This is a genomic window from Actinoplanes lutulentus, assembly GCF_003259845.1.
Classification (GTDB): domain Bacteria; phylum Actinomycetota; class Actinomycetes; order Mycobacteriales; family Micromonosporaceae; genus Actinoplanes; species Actinoplanes lutulentus.
The window spans coordinates 29587-45594 of the sequence record NZ_QLMJ01000023.1 but is presented as its reverse complement, the minus strand read 5'-3'; the positions used below and the strand labels follow the sequence as shown (position 1 = coordinate 45594).

At 69.8% G+C, this 16008-nt stretch carries 17 protein-coding genes; 10 read left to right on the top strand and 7 right to left on the bottom strand.

Going from position 1 to position 16008, the window contains the following annotated elements; translation table 11 throughout:
• The first annotated feature begins 10 nt into the window (after positions 1-10).
• Genes iolB through B0I29_RS37580 form a run of 3 tightly spaced genes read left to right on the top strand, consistent with a single transcriptional unit; the run spans position 11 to position 3749 of the window.
• Complete coding sequence (iolB, locus tag B0I29_RS37590) at positions 11-901, top strand: 5-deoxy-glucuronate isomerase (protein ID WP_111653938.1); 891 nt, start codon at positions 11-13, stop codon at positions 899-901.
• Positions 898-2778: a 3D-(3,5/4)-trihydroxycyclohexane-1,2-dione acylhydrolase (decyclizing) gene (iolD, locus tag B0I29_RS37585; protein WP_111653937.1), complete on the top strand. Its 1881-nt coding sequence runs from the start codon at positions 898-900 to the stop codon at positions 2776-2778. The genes iolB and iolD overlap by 4 nt, the downstream gene beginning before the upstream one ends.
• An 11-nt stretch (positions 2779-2789) precedes the next feature.
• Entirely contained in the window at positions 2790-3749 is a 960-nt protein-coding gene (locus B0I29_RS37580) for a sugar ABC transporter substrate-binding protein (RefSeq protein WP_111653936.1), read from the top strand.
• Positions 3750-3795: 46 nt separating this feature from the next.
• On the opposite strand, the gene B0I29_RS37575 is transcribed toward B0I29_RS37580, so the two are convergent.
• Both B0I29_RS37575 and B0I29_RS37570 read right to left on the bottom strand, forming a co-directional pair.
• Complete coding sequence (locus B0I29_RS37575; RefSeq protein ID WP_111653935.1) at positions 3796-5748, bottom strand: LysM peptidoglycan-binding domain-containing protein; 1953 nt, start codon at positions 5746-5748, stop codon at positions 3796-3798.
• A 114-nt stretch (positions 5749-5862) separates the two neighbouring features.
• The gene (locus B0I29_RS37570) at positions 5863-6453 is read right to left on the bottom strand and encodes a TetR/AcrR family transcriptional regulator (RefSeq protein WP_245973081.1); all 591 of its coding nucleotides are present in this window, start codon (positions 6451-6453) and stop codon (positions 5863-5865) included.
• Positions 6454-6508: 55 nt separating this feature from the next.
• On the opposite strand from B0I29_RS37570, the gene paaN reads away from it, so the two are divergent.
• The 6 genes from paaN to paaE are packed head-to-tail and all read left to right on the top strand — an operon-like array spanning position 6509 to position 11897.
• On the top strand, positions 6509-8176 hold the full coding sequence (gene paaN / locus B0I29_RS37565; protein WP_220091545.1) for a phenylacetic acid degradation protein PaaN: 1668 nt from the start codon (positions 6509-6511) through the stop codon (positions 8174-8176).
• Positions 8173-9099 carry a 1,2-phenylacetyl-CoA epoxidase subunit PaaA gene (paaA, locus tag B0I29_RS37560; protein WP_111653932.1) on the top strand — a complete coding sequence of 309 codons (927 nt, stop codon included), beginning with the start codon at positions 8173-8175 and terminating at the stop codon, positions 9097-9099. The genes paaN and paaA overlap by 4 nt, the downstream gene beginning before the upstream one ends.
• Entirely contained in the window at positions 9096-9383 is a 288-nt protein-coding gene (paaB, locus tag B0I29_RS37555) for a 1,2-phenylacetyl-CoA epoxidase subunit PaaB (protein ID WP_111653931.1), read from the top strand. The genes paaA and paaB overlap by 4 nt, the downstream gene beginning before the upstream one ends.
• Before the next feature lie 11 nt (positions 9384-9394).
• Positions 9395-10291, top strand: a complete 897-nt coding sequence (gene paaC, locus B0I29_RS37550; protein ID WP_111653930.1) for a 1,2-phenylacetyl-CoA epoxidase subunit PaaC — start codon at positions 9395-9397, stop codon at positions 10289-10291.
• Between the two features lie 14 nt (positions 10292-10305).
• Positions 10306-10800, top strand: a complete 495-nt coding sequence (gene paaD / locus B0I29_RS37545; protein ID WP_111654055.1) for a 1,2-phenylacetyl-CoA epoxidase subunit PaaD — start codon at positions 10306-10308, stop codon at positions 10798-10800.
• A gap of 38 nt (positions 10801-10838) precedes the next feature.
• Positions 10839-11897, top strand: a complete 1059-nt coding sequence (paaE, locus tag B0I29_RS37540; protein ID WP_111653929.1) for a 1,2-phenylacetyl-CoA epoxidase subunit PaaE — start codon at positions 10839-10841, stop codon at positions 11895-11897.
• Between the two features lie 264 nt (positions 11898-12161).
• Here paaE and B0I29_RS37535 read toward each other — a convergent pair whose 3' ends face one another.
• The 5 genes from B0I29_RS37535 to B0I29_RS46115 form a co-directional block, all read right to left on the bottom strand.
• Positions 12162-12764, bottom strand: a complete 603-nt coding sequence (locus B0I29_RS37535; protein ID WP_111653928.1) for a class I SAM-dependent methyltransferase — start codon at positions 12762-12764, stop codon at positions 12162-12164.
• 43 nt (positions 12765-12807) lie between these two features.
• Positions 12808-13767, bottom strand: coding sequence for a TIGR03089 family protein (locus B0I29_RS46120; RefSeq protein WP_181558177.1), 960 nt, complete (start codon positions 13765-13767; stop codon positions 12808-12810).
• A gap of 47 nt (positions 13768-13814) precedes the next feature.
• The gene (locus B0I29_RS37525; RefSeq protein WP_111653927.1) at positions 13815-14096 is read right to left on the bottom strand and encodes a peptidoglycan-binding protein; all 282 of its coding nucleotides are present in this window, start codon (positions 14094-14096) and stop codon (positions 13815-13817) included.
• 195 nt (positions 14097-14291) lie between these two features.
• Entirely contained in the window at positions 14292-14768 is a 477-nt protein-coding gene (locus B0I29_RS37520) for a DUF732 domain-containing protein (protein ID WP_111653926.1), read from the bottom strand.
• A complete protein-coding gene (locus B0I29_RS46115) occupies positions 14765-14938 on the bottom strand; it encodes a hypothetical protein (protein ID WP_181558176.1) in 174 nt (57 codons plus the stop codon). The genes B0I29_RS37520 and B0I29_RS46115 overlap by 4 nt, the downstream gene beginning before the upstream one ends.
• Positions 14939-15128: 190 nt before the next feature.
• On the opposite strand from B0I29_RS46115, the gene B0I29_RS37515 reads away from it, so the two are divergent.
• A complete protein-coding gene (locus tag B0I29_RS37515; RefSeq protein ID WP_111653925.1) occupies positions 15129-15992 on the top strand; it encodes a S1C family serine protease in 864 nt (287 codons plus the stop codon).
• Positions 15993-16008 lie beyond the last annotated feature (16 nt).

The following is a 16008-nucleotide window of genomic DNA, read 5'->3' as shown; positions in this document are numbered from 1 at the left end:
AGGACCACGCATGCCCGCAGGCGTCAACCCTCTTGTCCGGCGTGGCAGCTCCGCCGAGCGACCGTACGACGTGATGGTCAGCCCGGAGAACGCCGGCTGGCACTACAGCGGACTGCGCGTGGTGGCGCTGCCGGTCGGCGGGCGGGTCCGGTTCGTGACCGGTAACGACGAGATGCTGGTCCTGCCACTGGCCGGGGGCTGTGACGTGGCCTGCGACGACGAACGCCTTACCCTCACCGGCCGCCGCAGCGTCTTCTCCCGGGTGACCGACTTCGCCTACCTGCCGCGGGACTCCGCGGTCACCCTGCGCGCGCCGAACGGCGGCCGTTTCGCGCTGCCTGCCGCCCGCGCCGGCCGCAAGCTGCCGTTCCGGTACGGCCCGGCCGAGGACGTCCCGGTCGAGCTGCGCGGCGCCGGCCAGGCCAGCAGACAGGTCAACAACTTCTGTACGCCCGAGGCCTTCGAGACCGACCGCCTGATCGCGTGCGAGGTGCTGACCCCGGGCGGGAACTGGTCCTCGTACCCGCCGCACAAGCACGACGAGGAAGGCCCCGGCGAGTCCTGTCTCGAAGAGATCTACTACTTCGAGGTGACGACCAGCCCGGGCGGCGGGCCGGGCACCGGTTTCCAGCGCGTCTACGGCGACGGTGACCGGCCGATCGACGTCTGCGCCGAGGTCCGCACCGGCGACGTGGTCCTCGTCCCGTACGGCTGGCACGGCCCGTCGATGGCCGTGCCCGGGTACGACCTGTACTACCTCAACGTGATGGCCGGGCCCGGCGAGCGCCGCTGGGAGGTCCGCGACGACCCGGCGCACGGCTGGGTGCGCGGCCGCTGGGCCGGCCAGGAGATCGACCCCCGGCTGCCGCTCACCTCGGTCAGGGAACGGAGACGAGCGTGAAGCACCGGCTCACCGTCGCGCAGGCGGTCGTGAAGTTCCTGGCCGCGCAGTGGACCGAACGCGACGGCGCCGAGCAGCGCGCGATCGCCGGGTTCCTCGGCATCTTCGGGCACGGCAACGTGGCCGGCATCGGTCAGGCCCTGTTGCAGGCACAACGCGACAACCGGCCGGAGATGCCGTACATCCTGGCCCGCAACGAGCAGGCGATGGTGCACACCGCCGCCGGGTACGCCCGGATGAAGAACCGGCTCTCCACCCTGGCCTGCACCACCTCGATCGGCCCCGGCTCGACCAACATGCTCACCGGCGCGGCCCTCGCCACGGTCAACCGGCTGCCGGTGCTGCTGCTGCCCTCGGACGTCTTCGCCACCCGGGCCGCCACACCGGTGCTGCAGGAGCTGGAGGATCCCCGATCCGGGGACGTGACGGTCAACGACGCGTTCCGTCCACTGTCGAAGTTCTTCGACCGGGTCTGGCGGCCCGAGCAGCTGCCGCAGGCTCTGCTCGGCGCGATGCGGGTCCTGACCGACCCGGCCGAGACCGGCGCGGTCACCCTCTGCCTGCCCCAGGACGTGCAAGCCGAGGCGTACGACTTCCCGGACGAGCTGTTCGCGAAACGGGTGTGGCACGTGACCCGCCCGGCGCCGGACCCCCTTTCGGTCGAGCGGGCCGCCGCGGCGATCCGGGGCGCCGCCCGGCCGCTGATCATCGCGGGCGGCGGGGTGATCTACTCCGAGGCGTCGGCGGCGCTGGACCGGTTCGCCCGGGAGACCGGGATCCCGGTCGCCGACACCCAGGCCGGCAAGGGCGCGCTCGCCTGGGACCACCCGAACGCGGTCGGCGGCGTCGGCGCGACCGGCAACCCGGTGGCGAACCGGCTGGCCGGGCATGCCGACGTGGTGCTCGGCATCGGCACCCGGTACAGCGACTTCACCACGGCGTCGCGCAGCGTGTTCCAGCACCCGGCGGTGCGGTTCGTGAACCTCAACGTCGCCGGCTTCGACGCGGGCAAACTCTCCGCGCTGCCCCTGGTCGGTGACGCGCGGGCCGGGCTCACCGCGTTGCGGCCGGCCCTGCACGGGCGGCGGTTCACCGGGGACTTCCGGGACGATGTGGCGACATGGCAGGGCGTGGTCGAAAAGGCGTACCGGGGGAGACAGGGTGAGCTGCCCACGCAGGCCGAGGTGATCGGGGTGGTGAACGAAGCGTGCGGAGCACGCGACGTCGTGGTGCAGGCGGCCGGCAGCATGCCCGGTGACCTGCAGCGACTGTGGCGCGTGCGGGATCCGAAGCAGTATCACGTCGAGTACGGGTACTCCTGCATGGGATTCGAGATCGCCGGGGCGCTCGGCATCAAGCTGGCCGACCCGGGCCGCGAGGTGTACGCGCTGGTCGGCGACGGCTCCTACCTGATGATGGCGCAGGAGCTGGTCACCGCGATCGCCGAAGGCGTGAAGCTGATCGTGGTGCTGGTGCAGAACCACGGGTTCGCGTCGATCGGCGCCCTCTCCCAGTCGGTCGGATCGCAGCGTTTCGGCACCGCCTACCGGTACAAGACCGCGGCCACCGGCGATTACGACGGCGCGCGGCTGCCGGTCGACCTGGCCGCCAACGCGGAGAGCCTGGGCGCCGCGGTGATCCGCTGCCGGACCGCGAACGACCTGGTCGAAGCGCTGAAGCAGGCCCGCGAGTCGGAACGCCTGACCGTCGTGCACATCGAGACCGACCCGCTCGCCGCCGGACCGTCCTCGGAGGCCTGGTGGGACGTGCCGGTCGCGGAGATCGCCACCCTGCACAGCACCCGGCACGCGCACGCCGGATATCTGGAGGAGAAGAAGCGGCAGCGGCACCACCTGCGTCCTGGAGATCGTTCCTGAAAGGATTTTTTATGAGAAGTCGGATAACCGCTGGGGCGTTCGCCGCGGTGCTGTTGCTGGCCGGTTGCAGTTCGGGCGGCCGGGAGGAGACCGATTCCGCCCCCAAGCAGAGCTCCGGGTACACGATCGCGTTCGTCACCCACGAGAAGCCCGGCGACACATTCTGGGACAAGGTGCGGGCCGGCGCGGAACAGGCCGCCACCGACACCGGCGTCGACCTGAAGTACTCCAACGACCCGGACGCCGGCAAGCAGGCCACGCTGATCCAGCAGGCGGTCGACGCCAAGGTGCAGGGCATCGCCACCACCCTGGTCACCCCGGACGCCCTCGCCGGCTCGGTGAAGGCCGCGACCGGCGCCGGCATCCCGGTGGTCGGGCTGAACGCCGGCATCGATCAGTACAAGGCGCTCGGCGCGCTGATGTACTTCGGCTCCGACGAGACCCTGGCCGGCGAGAGCATCGGTGAACGGCTCGCCGCGGCCGGCGTGAAACACCCGATCTGCGTGATCCACCAGGAGGGTTCGGTGTCGCTCGAAGCCCGCTGCGCCGGTGTGAAGAGCAAGGTCGCCGGGACCGAGAACCTCCAGGTCAACGGTGCTGACGACGCGGCGGTCACGACGGCGTTGCAGGCGAAGCTGGCGCAGGACAAGTCCATCGACTACATCGTGACGCTCGGCGCGCCGGTGGCTCTCGACGCGATCCAGGCGATGACGCAGGCGGCCAGCTCCGCCAAGCTGGCCACCTTCGACCTCAACAAGGAGACGGCGCAGGCCGTGAAAGACGGCAAGATCCAGTTCGCCGTCGATCAGCAGCCGTACGCGCAGGGGTACATGGCGGTCACGTCGCTCTACCTGTACCTGAAGAACGGCAACGACCTGGGTGGTGGCGGGCCGGTGCTGACCGGACCGTCGTTCGTGGACGCGGCGAACATCGACAAGATCCTGCCGTTCACCGAGAAGAACACGCGCTGAGCGGTGACCGGGGGCGTTCTTTCAAGAACGCCCCCGGTTTTCGTTGTCAGCTCGGCAGCACCAGGACCTGACCGGGAATGATCCGGTCCGGGTTGTCGATGATGTCGCGGTTCAGCCGGAAGATCTCCGGCCAGCGGTTGCCGTCGCCGAGCTTGGCCTTGGCGATGCCGAAGAGCGTGTCGCCCTTCGCGACGGTGTAGAGCTTCGGGATCGGGCCGACCGGCTCGCGCGGCGGCAGCAGGAAGACCTGACCGGCGAAGATCCGGTTCGGATCGCGGATCTCCTTGCGGTTCAGCACGAAGATCTGCGGCCACCGCTTGTCGTCGCCCAGCTCGCTGCGGGCGATCCCGGAGAGGGTGTCGCCGGTCTTCACCGTGTACGTGCTCGGTTTCGGCGGCTCGACCGGACCGCCACCACCGCCGCCACCCAGCACACCCGCCAGCCGCAGGATGTCGGCCAGCTCGAACGTGCCGGCTTTGGCCGCCGGCAGGGTGGGCCGCCATCCCGGGATCTTCAGGATGGAGTCCTCGCTGCGACGGACCAGCCCGACCAGGACCTCGGCCACGATGGTGCTGCCGACCTTGCCGAGCCGCTCACCCTGATGCTCGTGCGCGGCCTCGGCGAGGATGTAGTACCAGAGCGGCGTCCGGGTGGTGAGGCTGCCCTTCTTGAGCGCCTCGGCCTGGTCGCCGTTGACGTCACCGGTCGCGGCGAGCAGCTGGTCCGGGGTCAGCGGCGTGAAGCCGAGCAGCGTGGCGACCGCCTGCCCGGTCGGCAGGCGCAGCCGGTACCCGCGGAGCAGGTTACGCACCGCGAGCCGGGCGGCGAGGTCGGGCTTCTCCCGTTCGCCGTCGACGGTCTGCAGGTTGAACAGGCCGAGGTCGCCGACCTTGGCCAGGGTGGTGTCGATCTTCCGGGTCTTCTGCCCGGCGTCACCGACGATGTTCTCCCACTCGATGATCCAGTTTTCCGGGAGCGTGTCGAAGTTGCCGAGCTGGCCGCTGAGCGCGCTGAACGTGAAGAGCAGCTCCAGGGTGGCCGGCCGGCGGTCGGCGAAGTTGAAGTTGGTGTTGAAGTTGTAGCCGGCCCGGACCATCGAGTGCCCGAACCGGTACGCCGCCACCGAGAACTCCAGCGGCATGAAGAAGCTCGCGCCGTACGGGTCGTACCAGCGGTTGCCGTTCTTCACGACGTCGTCGACGATGCCTTCGTCGCAGACCCGGTGCAGGAAGTCCTCGATCACCACGTGCTGGTAGTGCTGGCGTAGCGTGCGCTGCGCGATCTCGAACGACAGGCCCTGCTTGACCAGCGCGTTGTGCGCCCGCAGGAACGCGGTGTGCAGCTGCGAGATGATGGTGTTCTCGTCGTTGCGCGGGTCGCCGATCCGGGCCGCGCGGTCCAGCTCGAACGTGTCGTTGCGCGGCAGCCGGGGCAGGTCGTTGAAGTCGTCCTTGCCGTCCGGGCGCTTGAAGGGCTCGTTCGCGCTGGGTGTCTTGGCGACCGTGCCGAGCAGCATCCGCTTGCCGTCCGGGTCACGGGGCGCCGCCGGGTCGTACACGCTGTCCAGGTCGAGCGTGGCGGTACGCCGGTTGCGCAGCGCCTTGCGGACCTCGTGCAGCGGCAGCGGTTTCATCGCGGTGTCGAGCAGCTGGTCCATGGTGCCCGAGCCGGGCTCCTGGATCTCCAGGGTGATGTCGTGGTCGACGAACTGTCCGAAGTAGGTGTAGACGGCGGGGATCGGGCTGTCCTCGCCCCGGACGTCGGGGTCGGCCATCGCGGTGCCGAGCTCACCGAGCCGGCCGGGGGTCTGCGGTGTCTCCTCGACGAGGTTCTGCGGGTCGTCCTGCAGGCCGGGGAAGAGCAGGTCGAACGGGCCTGGCGGCGGGGTCCCGGTGAGGGCGAAAGTCGTTGACGACTCAGCACTGAAGGCGGCGAACTCGTCGCGAGCAGCGGTGAGATCCTTCTCGGTCAGAGGTTTTCCGTGCGATAGACGCGCCATGGTGGGTCCCTTCACGTCGGCCTGCTCTACCCGGGCCACACTAGGAAGGTTCCACGACTCACAGAGACGTGTGGATGACACAATGGAGTGGTTGTGTTGGCAGATGGCGTCGATTCAGCCGTTAGAGCGTTTAGTCAGGCCCTGGAAGGCCAGCTTGGAGATCGTCTCCGCGATGACGGCCGGATCGCCGCGGTCCGGGCGGTACCACTCGATCAATGAGTTGACCATGCCGAAGAGCAGACGCGCCGCGGTCGCCGGGTCGACGTCGCTCCGGATGCCGCCCTCGGCCTGAGCCTTCTCGACCAGATCGGTGACGATGCGGTCGAACTCGCGGCGGCGGGTGAGGGCGTGCTGCTCGGCCTCGGTGTTGCCGTGCACCCGGAGCAGGAGGGTGACGAACTCCAGGCGTTCGGCGAGGACGTGGACGCTTTTCTTGATGAGGTCTTCGAGCTGGGCTGTCGCCGTCGTCTGCGTGCTGTGGGCGGCTGCTTCGAAGAGGCCGTCCAGCCCGCGGTCGACCGCCATCGTGAGCAGCTGTTCCTTGCTGCTGACGTGGTGGTACAGCGTCGACTTGGTGATGTTCAGCGACTCGGCCACGTCGAACATGCTGGTGGCGTCGTACCCATGGGTGTTGAAGAGACGCACCGCGGCGGCGAGCACGGCGTCCTGGTCGTGGCCGGGGCGTCCGCGGCGTCGCGGTGTCATGGTCATTTAACCTACCCCCTTGATTTACCGACCGCTCGGACGGTAAATAGAAGGTGTGAATCCTGCTGAGCTCTACGAGACCCATCGCGATCTTCTGACGCGCGCTGTCGAGGCGACCGTCGCGCGGGACTACTGGTCGGCCTTCCCCGAGTCGCCCAGCAAGTCGGTCTACGGCGAGGAGGCCGCCCCGGCCGGTGAGCGCGCGTTCACCGCGCTGCTCGGCAAGCCGTTCCCGATCGACGTCCCGGGCGCCACCGGCACCGTCACGACCGAGCGCTCGCCCTACGGCCTGGAACTGGCCGTCAGCTACCCGCGCGCCGATCCGCTCGCGCTGATCGCCGCCGCCCGCGCTGCCGCGCCCGGCTGGCGCGCCGCCGGGCCCGAGGGCCGGGCCGGTGTGGCCGCCGAGATTCTGCGCCGGATCAACGCCGCCTCCTTCGAGATGGCCCACGCCGTGCAGCACACCACCGGCCAGGCGTTCGTCATGGCGTTCCAGGCCGGCGGCGCGCACGCGCAGGACCGAGGTCTCGAGGCGGTGGCCTACGCCCTGGCCGCCACCACCCGTCTCCCGGCCCGCTCGTCCTGGGCCAAACCGCAGCGCGGCGGCGACCCGCTCACGCTGGAGAAGACCGCGACGGTCGTCGGCCGTGGCGTGTCGGTCGTGATCGGCTGCACCACGTTCCCCACCTGGAACAGTTACCCCGGCCTCTTCGCCAGCCTGGTCACCGGCAACCCGGTGATCGTGAAACCGCATCCCGGCGCGGTCCTGCCGCTCGCCATCACCGTGCGGATCGCCCGCGAGGTGCTCACCGAGGCCGGCATCGACCCGAACGTGGTCACCCTCGCCGCCGAGGAGCCCGGCGACGGCATCGCCGCGACCCTCGCCACCCACCCCGACGTGCGGATCGTCGACTTCACCGGGTCCAGCGAGTTCGGCGACTGGCTGGAGGCGAACGCGCGCCAGGCCGTCGTCTACACGGAGAAGGCCGGCCTCAACACGGTGATCGTCGACTCCACCGCCGACTACCGCGGACTGCTGCGCAATCTGGCTTTCTCACTCTCGCTCTACAGCGGCCAGATGTGTACGACGCCGCAGAACATCCTGGTGCCCCGCGACGGGATCGAGACGGATGCCGGTCATCGCAGTGTCGCGGAGTTCGGCAGTGACCTCGCCGCGGCTCTCGACAAGCTGCTCGGCGACCCCGCGCGGGCGGCCGGGACGCTTGGGGCGATCGTCAACGACGGGGTGCTGTCCCGCGTCACGGAGGCTTCCGGTCTGCCGGGCGTGATCCATCCGTCTGCTGTCGTCGCTGATCCTGCCTTTGCGACGGCGCTCATCCGGACGCCGTTGGTGGCCGGTGTCGACGCCGCCGACGAGAAGACCTACACCCGGGAGTGGTTCGGGCCGGTCTCGTTCCTGATCACCACGGAGTCGACCGCCGACAGTCTGCGGATCTTCACCGAGACGGTCCGGGCGCACGGCGCGCTCTCGGCCCTCGTGCACTCGACCTCGGCCGAGGTGATCGACGCGGCTCGGGAAGCGGCGCTGGACGCCGGCGTGCACCTGTCGGAGAACCTGACCGGCGGGGTCTTCGTGAACCAGACGGCCGCGTTTAGCGACCTGCACGGCACCGGGGCCAACCCGGCGGCGACGGCGGCGCTGACCGACGACTGGTTCGTGGCCGGCCGGTTCTTCACGCTCCAGTCGCGGCGCCACTCATGACCGATTTTGCTCTCTTCGATCAGGCCATCGCCCGTGATCAGCGGATCGAGCCGGCTGACGAGATGCCGGAGCGTTATCGCTCCACGATGATCCGGCAGATCGCCCAGCACGCCCACTCCGAGATCATCGGCATGCAGCCGGAAGGCGAGTGGATCACCCGGGCGCCGACGCTGCGCCGCAAGGCGATCCTGCTCGCCAAGGTGCAGGACGAGGCCGGCCACGGGCTCTACCTCTACTCGGCGGCCGAGACGCTCGGCGCCGACCGCGGCGACCTGACCCAGCGGCTCATCGAGGGCCGGCAGAAATACTCGTCGATCTTCAACTACCCGACGCTGTCGTTCGCCGACGTCGGCGTGATCGGCTGGCTCGTTGACGGCGCTGCCATCTGCAACCAGGTGCCGCTCTGCCGCAGCTCCTACGGGCCCTACGCGCGGGCGATGATCCGGATCTGCAAGGAGGAGTCGTTCCACCAGCGCCAGGGGTACGAACTGCTGCTGACCATGATGAGCGGCACCGCCGCGCAACGCGACATGGTGCAGGACGCGGTGGACCGCTGGTGGTGGCCGTCGCTGATGATGTTCGGCCCGCCGGACGCCGACTCGCCGAACACCGCACAGTCGATGGCCTGGAAGATCAAGCGCCACACCAACGACGAGCTGCGCCAGCGCTTCGTCGACATGAGTGTCCCGCAGGCGGCCGAGCTCGGTGTCACGCTGCCCGATCCGGAGCTTGCGTGGAACGCCTCCCGCGACCACTACGACTTCGGTCAGCCGGACTGGGACGAGCTGCGACGGGTGATCTCCGGCGGCGGGGCGATGAACGAGCAGCGGATCGCCCGCCGGCGGCAGGCCGACACCGACGGCGCCTGGGTGCGGGAAGCAGCTGCGGCCCACGCGGCGAAAAACCTGGAGGTGGCCCGATGACCCGGCACGAGTGGCCGCTCTTCGAGGTTTTCGTGCGCGCCAAGCGCGGGCTAAACCACGTGCACGTGGGCTCGCTGCGGGCCGCCGACCACGAGATGGCGCTGCACCACGCGCGTGATCTCTACACCCGGCGCAACGAAGGGGTCAGCATCTGGGTGGTGCGCTCCGACCAGGTCGCGGCGTCCGACCCGGCGGAGAAGCCGTCGTTCTTCGAGCCGAGCGCCGACAAGGTGTACCGGCACCCGACGCACTACACGATCCCTTCGACCGTGCCGCACATCTGAGGTGGGATCCGATGGCCTTTGACGACGCGTACTCGGCGCTGACCGATCACGACGATGATGCCCGGTGGGCGTACGGAACGGGGTTCTCCGATCCGCTCGCCTCGGTGCCGTCGTCGGTGCCGGCCGATGTGGACGGCGCCGACCTCTCGCTGTACTGCCTGATGCTGGGCGATGACGCGCTGATCCTGTCGCACCGCTTGCAGGAGTGGGTGACGCGGGCGCCGGAACTGGAGGACGAGCTGGCCCTCGCCAACATCGCGCTGGATCTGCTCGGGCAGGCCCGGCTGCTGCTGAGCCGGGCCGGGGTGGCGTCGGGTGCCTCGTCGCTCGCCGCGGTGGAAGACGTCCTGGCGTTCGGGCGGGATGCCGCGGAGTTCCGCAACGTACGCCTGGCCGAGCGGTCCGATGCCGACTTCGCCTGCCTGGTGGGCCGGTTGCTGGTGATGGTCACGTGGCGGCTGGCGGCGTTCGACCGGCTGGCCTCCTCGCGTGATCCGATGCTGGCCGCGATCGCCGCCAAGGGTGTGAAGGAGCTGACCTACCACCGCGACTACGCCGCCCAATGGGTGGTCCGGCTCGGTGACGGGACGGCGTTGTCCCACTCGCGGATGGCGGCTGCGATGGCGGAGCTGCTGCCGCTGACCGGTGAGCTCTTCGCGACGCATCCGGTGGAGGCTCGTCTGGCCGTCGCGGGTGTCGCCGTCGAGCCGGTCTCGCTGCGTGCCGAGTTCGACGGGGTCATGGCCCAGGTACTGGAGGCGGCGACCCTCGATCCCGTTCTCCCGGGTCCTCCAGTGGCGGCCTCGGGGGAGGGCGCCGGGCGTGATGGTGTGCACGGGCCGGAACTCGACGAGATTCTGCGGGAGATGCAGAGTGTGGCTCGCGCTGTGCCCGGTGGTGTGTGGTGAACGCGGCCGATCAGATGGCGAGCACGGCGGCTCGGGTCGTCGGGTCGGTCGTTGATCCGGAGCTGCCGATGGTCACGCTTGCCGAGCTCGGGGTCGTGCGCGAGGTCCGGCAGGACGAGGACACGGTGGTGGTCACCGTGACCCCGACCTACTCCGGCTGTCCGGCGATGGAGAGCATCCGGGACGACATCCGGGCTTCACTGCGGCGGGCGGGATTCGGGCGGGTGGATGTGCGTACCGTCCTCGCCCCTGCCTGGACCACCGACTGGATCAGCGAATCCGGGCGCCGCAAGCTCGCGGAAGCGGGCATCGCCCCGCCGGGGCCGGCGCCGCGCCGGGCCGCGGGGCCGGTTCCCCTCGCCCTCGTCGCCCGGCCGGTGGCGGTCGGCTGCCCCCGGTGCGGCAGCGCGGTGACCGAGGTGGTCACCCCGTTCGGCGCGACCGCGTGCCGTGAGCTGCGGCGATGCCCCGTGTGCCGGGAGCCGTTCGAGCACATGAAGGAGATCTGACGTGCTTGGACCTTTGATGTTGATGTGGGTGGGCTGACGTGGCGGGACATGAGTTTCACGCGCTGCGGGTCGGGGCGGTCGACCGGCTCTGTGCGGACGCGGTCGCGGTGACGTTCGCGGTGCCCGACGATGTCGCGGGCCTCTTCGATTTCCGGCCGGGGCAGTCGCTGACCGTGCGGCGCAGCGGCGGCGACGACGAACGGCGGACGTACTCGATCTGTTCCCCGGCCGGCGCCGCACCCCGGATCGGGGTCCGGGAAGTGCCCGGCGGGCTGATCTCGCAGTGGATCGTCCGCGACCTGCGCCCCGGCGACCTGGTGGAGGTGGCGCCACCGGCGGGCAGCTTCACACCGGACCTCGCCGCGGGCGGGCGGCATGTGCTGATCGCCGCGGGTTCCGGCATCACCCCGGTGCTGTCGATCGCGGCCTCCCTGCTGCGCGAACCCGGCGCCGAGGTGGTTCTGCTCTACGGCAACAGGCGATCGGAAACGGTCATGTTCGCCGAGGAGCTGGCCGACCTGAAGGACGCGTTTCCGGATCGCCTGCAGATCGTGCACGTGCTCTCCCGGGAGATGCGGGAGGTCGAGCTCTTCAGCGGCCGTCTCGACGCCGGCCGGTTGCGGGCGCTGCTGCCACTGCTGGTCGACGTGCCGGCGGTGGACCACTGGTGGTTGTGCGGCCCGTTCGGGATGGTCACCGCCGCGACCGAGACGCTGGGGGAGTCCGGTGTCGAGCCGGCCCGCATCCACCGCGAACTGTTCTGGGTCGACGAGGCGCCCCCCGAGCCGGTGCGGGTCGCTCCGGCCCGTGAGGGTGACGCGGGCAGTGAGGTCACCGTCGTGCTGGACGGGCGATCCTCCACTGTCGGCGTCGAGGACGGTGTGGCGCTGCTCGACGGGTTGCAGCGGTCCCGGCCCGACATGCCGTTCGCCTGCAAGGGCGGGGTGTGCGGCACCTGCCGGGCTCGCGTGGTCGACGGCGAGGTGACGATGCGCCGCAACTTCGCCCTCGACGCCGCCGAGGTGGCCGCGGGTTTCGTCCTCACCTGCCAGGCCCGAGCCGTCTCCCCGAAAGTGGTGATCGACTTCGACCAGTGAGGTGGCCCGGCGCCGGTTCGCTCGGCCCGTTCGCTCGGCGGGTTTGCTCGGCGGGTTCGATCGCCCGTTCGCTCGGCGCCCGTTCGCTCGGCGCATGGCCGCTCGGCGCATTGTCGCCCGGCGTTGGCTGCTCGGCGCTGGCTGTTCTGCCTGGTCGGCGGCCGGGAGGCGGGTTGGGCGGGGTCGCCACCAGATCTTGAGCGATGTGTACACCAGGATGTAGATAATCGCTCAAGATCTGGCGGCGGTGTCGCCGGTGACAGGTCAGGCCGGGAGCTGTGCCAGGGCGTAGATCTGGCTCTCGGCAGGACCACCCTGCGGGGTGAACTCGACGGTCTCGATGCTGACCACCGTGAAACCCTTGCGTTCCAGCAGCGCCGCCAGGTCGGCCTGCAGGTAACCGGAAACGGTCACCGGGACACCCAGGAACTCCACCGGAATGCTGTCGGCGTCGAAGTTGACCATGCCGATGCCCAGGTAACCGCCCGGCGTCAGCCAGCCCGTCACCTTCTCCAGGGTCGACTCGATCTGGGCCTTGCTCAGCATCAGCAGGGAGAAGAACGCGGTCACCGCGTCGAACGTGCCGAAGTCCGCGGGCAGCTCGGCGAAGTTCGCGTGGACGAACTCGGCGGCCGGGACCTGTTCACGGGCGTGCCGCAGCATTCCCTCGGAGATGTCGACACCGACCACCCGGTGATCGGATTCGGTCAGGGTCTTCGCGGTGGGTACGCCAGTACCGCAGCCCAGGTCGAGCACCGAGGCGCCGGCGGGGAGCAGGCCGCTGATGCGTTCGGTCAGCGCGGCCTGGAACGGGTTGTGGCTGTGTTCGCCCTGGTACTTCTCGGCAAGTTGATCGAAAACCTCCATGCGCCGGACGGTACGGGAAGTCGATCTACAGTGGAACAACCGTTCAGAGGACACGCGTGACGCGTTCGGCGAGGATGCGCTGGTCGAGTCGGGAGTGGTCGAGGTTCGCGCAGAGGACGATCGATGCCCCTGCGGTCAGGGGAGCCATCAGCCAGATGAGCGGCTCCTCCACCGAGGAGGTGTCGATCAGCACCCGATCGCCGGCGGTGATGCCGCGCGAGCGGGCGACCTCCGCGGCGACCGCGCCGTACTCGCCGAACGTGGTCCCGTCGACCGTCGCCATCCCCTGAGCCACACCGCTGACAACCGGTGGCGGCGCGCCGAGGTGCGCCCGGGCAGCCGCCAGAAAATCCCGATAACCCTCAGGCGGCAGATGACGATGACCGTCAGGCGGCAGATCGCGATGACCGTCAGGCGGCAAAATGCGATAACCGTCGGGCGGCAGATGGTGATAGCCGTCAGGCGGCAGATCGCGATGACCCTCGGCCCGCGAACCGTGGTGCCTCTCGGACGCGAAGCTGACGTCGCCTTCGCGCGCCGCACCGACCGGCGCGAGACCCAGCACGAACTGATGCGGCGCCGCCGGCACCTCGTCAAGCCAGCTGCCGACGCGCCGCCGCTCCACAAACGTCACGTCAAGCGCAGCTCCCGCGTCAGGCGCATGCCCGGAACCGGTCGAGTGCCCTCCGCCAGCAGCAATCCCGGCCTCAGCAGCAATCCCGGCCTCAGCAGCAATCCCGGCCTCAGCGGAAAACCCGGAGAGACCAGCCGTCGCCCACCCGCGGAACGACACCTCGATCCCGGCCGCCCACGCTCCCAGCAGCACCGCTGCGGTCTGCCAATGCGGCGGCAACAGCACCCCGGCCCGGCTGCCACGACGCAACCCGCACTCGTTGATCAGCAGGTCAGCGGTAGCGGCGACCCAGGTGCCGAGCTCCGGGGCGGTGAGCCCGAAGCGTTCGCCGGTTGCGTCGTCGTAATAGGTGACCAGTTCGTTCGTCATAGTCCTGAAGACCGTATCGGCGGAACGCGGCCCGCCGGAATCACCCGTCAGGCTGCCTGGAACCGGTGTGTCTCCCGAGCCTCGGCGGCATAGCGGACCAGCAGGTGAACGGTCTCCGGGCCGGCTTCACCGTCCGCGTCCAGGCCGGTCCGGGTCTGGAAGTAGCGCACCGCCTCGGTCAGCTGCGCCTCGTCCGGCCCGATCATGACGCCCATGTCGGCGAAGAGCGCGCGCAGAGTGGCAGCGTCCGCGGGCGGGGTTCGGTCGTTCCAGCCGATCAGGCCGCCGACGGCGGTGCCGACCACGCTGAGCATTCCTCGTGCGGACATCGTTGCCTCCCCATTCGAGCCGTTCGCGCTGATGTATCCAGCGTCGCGGGAACGGCTGTCAGGTACATCTGACGGAAGTCTCCGATTCCTGTGGACCTCTGCCACTTTCGGCCGACCCCAAAGCCGGCCAGAGAAGATCCCGAGACCGACCCAGGTATGACGACCCTGGGCCGATGACGTCGGAAGGCCGCGAAATTAGGCTCGGCAGAGATGAGAGCTGGCCAGCGACACCAGCTCACGAGCGTCGGCACCGCTCAAGCCGTACTCCAGGAGGTTTTTCGCGACAGTGGGCCGCCGCTTGCCGGCGGCGAGTCCCTGACAGGCCTGATCGCCGAGCTCGGTGATCTCTTCCGGTCGCCGGTCGAGCGCGACCTCGGGCAGCCGGCCCTGCACCGCGGCGACGAAACCGGCGGACGGCGTGGGCGACGGCCAGGTCGCCACCCGTGGCGGCGTGGGCGAGACCGAGACGGTGGCAGCGACAGAGACGGAATAGGAAGGAACCGGAGATGGCACCTCGGACGGCGCCTCAGAAGGCGCGATCGACGTCGTGGCCGGGCTGGGCGGAGCGGCCTGCGGCGCTGCGTTCTTCCATTCGGGTACGCCCGGAGCAGTCCCGCATCCGGCCAGGACCGGCAGAGCCGCGGTCACGAGGAGCAGGCAGGCACGCTTCACTGCTCCTCCGCGCCGGCGTCGAGCGGATCGGAGTCATCCGCGTCACGCGCTGTGGAGAATCGGGGAGTCAGCTGGGGGAGTGCTGTACGCAGGGCGGCTGCGGGCTCGGTGATCGTGGGGCCGAAGGGGCGGCGTTCGACTACCGTTCGCGTGGTGTTCGTGGGGGACACGCGGCAGACCTTAGAGGTCCGTGGCGTGCGTCAGCGGCGGCGCGCCGGGACTGTCCGGTCGGTTGGCAGGAGCCACCCGGAAGGGCTACCGCCAGCGGGGGAAAACACCCGGAAGGGCGACGCGGCGCACACAGCGAAGTCACAGAGCGCTCATCGGCAGACCCCAACGTGGCGGCGCATCGTTTTTCCCATGACCGATCTGCTGACGCGCCCCGCCGCCATCGACGAGCAGCCCGCCTTCCTGGTGACCCCGCCGCCGACTCACATCCCGCCGATGATGATCAAGCCGCCGCGGGATCCGCGGTGGAAGAAGCGGGTCGCCGGTGGCGCTGCGGTTCTGGTTCTGGTCGCCGGTGGCGGCAGCGCCGGGGCGTACTTCATGGAGGAGCACCTCAACAGCAGCACGTCGGTCGCGGTGGCCGGGGATGTCGCGACGATCACCGAGGGCACCGACCTCGCCCCGATCGTGGCGCAGGTGCAGCCGAGTGTCGTCACGGTCCTCGTCGACAGCAACCAGTCGTCGTCGCTCGGTTCCGGGGTGGTGCTCAGCGCCGACGGCCTGATCCTGACGAACAATCACGTGATCGAGTCGGACGGCACCGTCAGCGTGCGGCTCTCCACCGGGCAGACCGTGCCGGCCCAGGTGGTCGCGGCCGACGCTACTCACGACCTCGCACTCGTGCAGGCGACCGGGCTGTCCGGGCTGACGCCGGTCACGTTCGCCACCGACGATACGGTCGCGGTCGGTGACACCGTGCTGGCCTTCGGGGCGCCGCTCGGCCTGGAGGGCACCGTGACGTCGGGCATCGTGTCGGCGCTCGACCGCAGCCTGGACACCGGGGAGGAGAAACTGTCCGGCCTGCTGCAGACCGATGCCGCGATCAACCAGGGCAACTCCGGCGGCGCCCTGGTCGACACGTCCGGCCGGGTGGTCGGCATCAACGTCGCGATCGCGACCTCGGGCGATAGCACCGGCAGTGTCGGCCTGGGCTTCGCCATCCCGGCCGACACCGTCACCACCGTCGTCACCCAGCTCAAAGCCCAGGTCCGCTGACCACCGCGGACCCCGC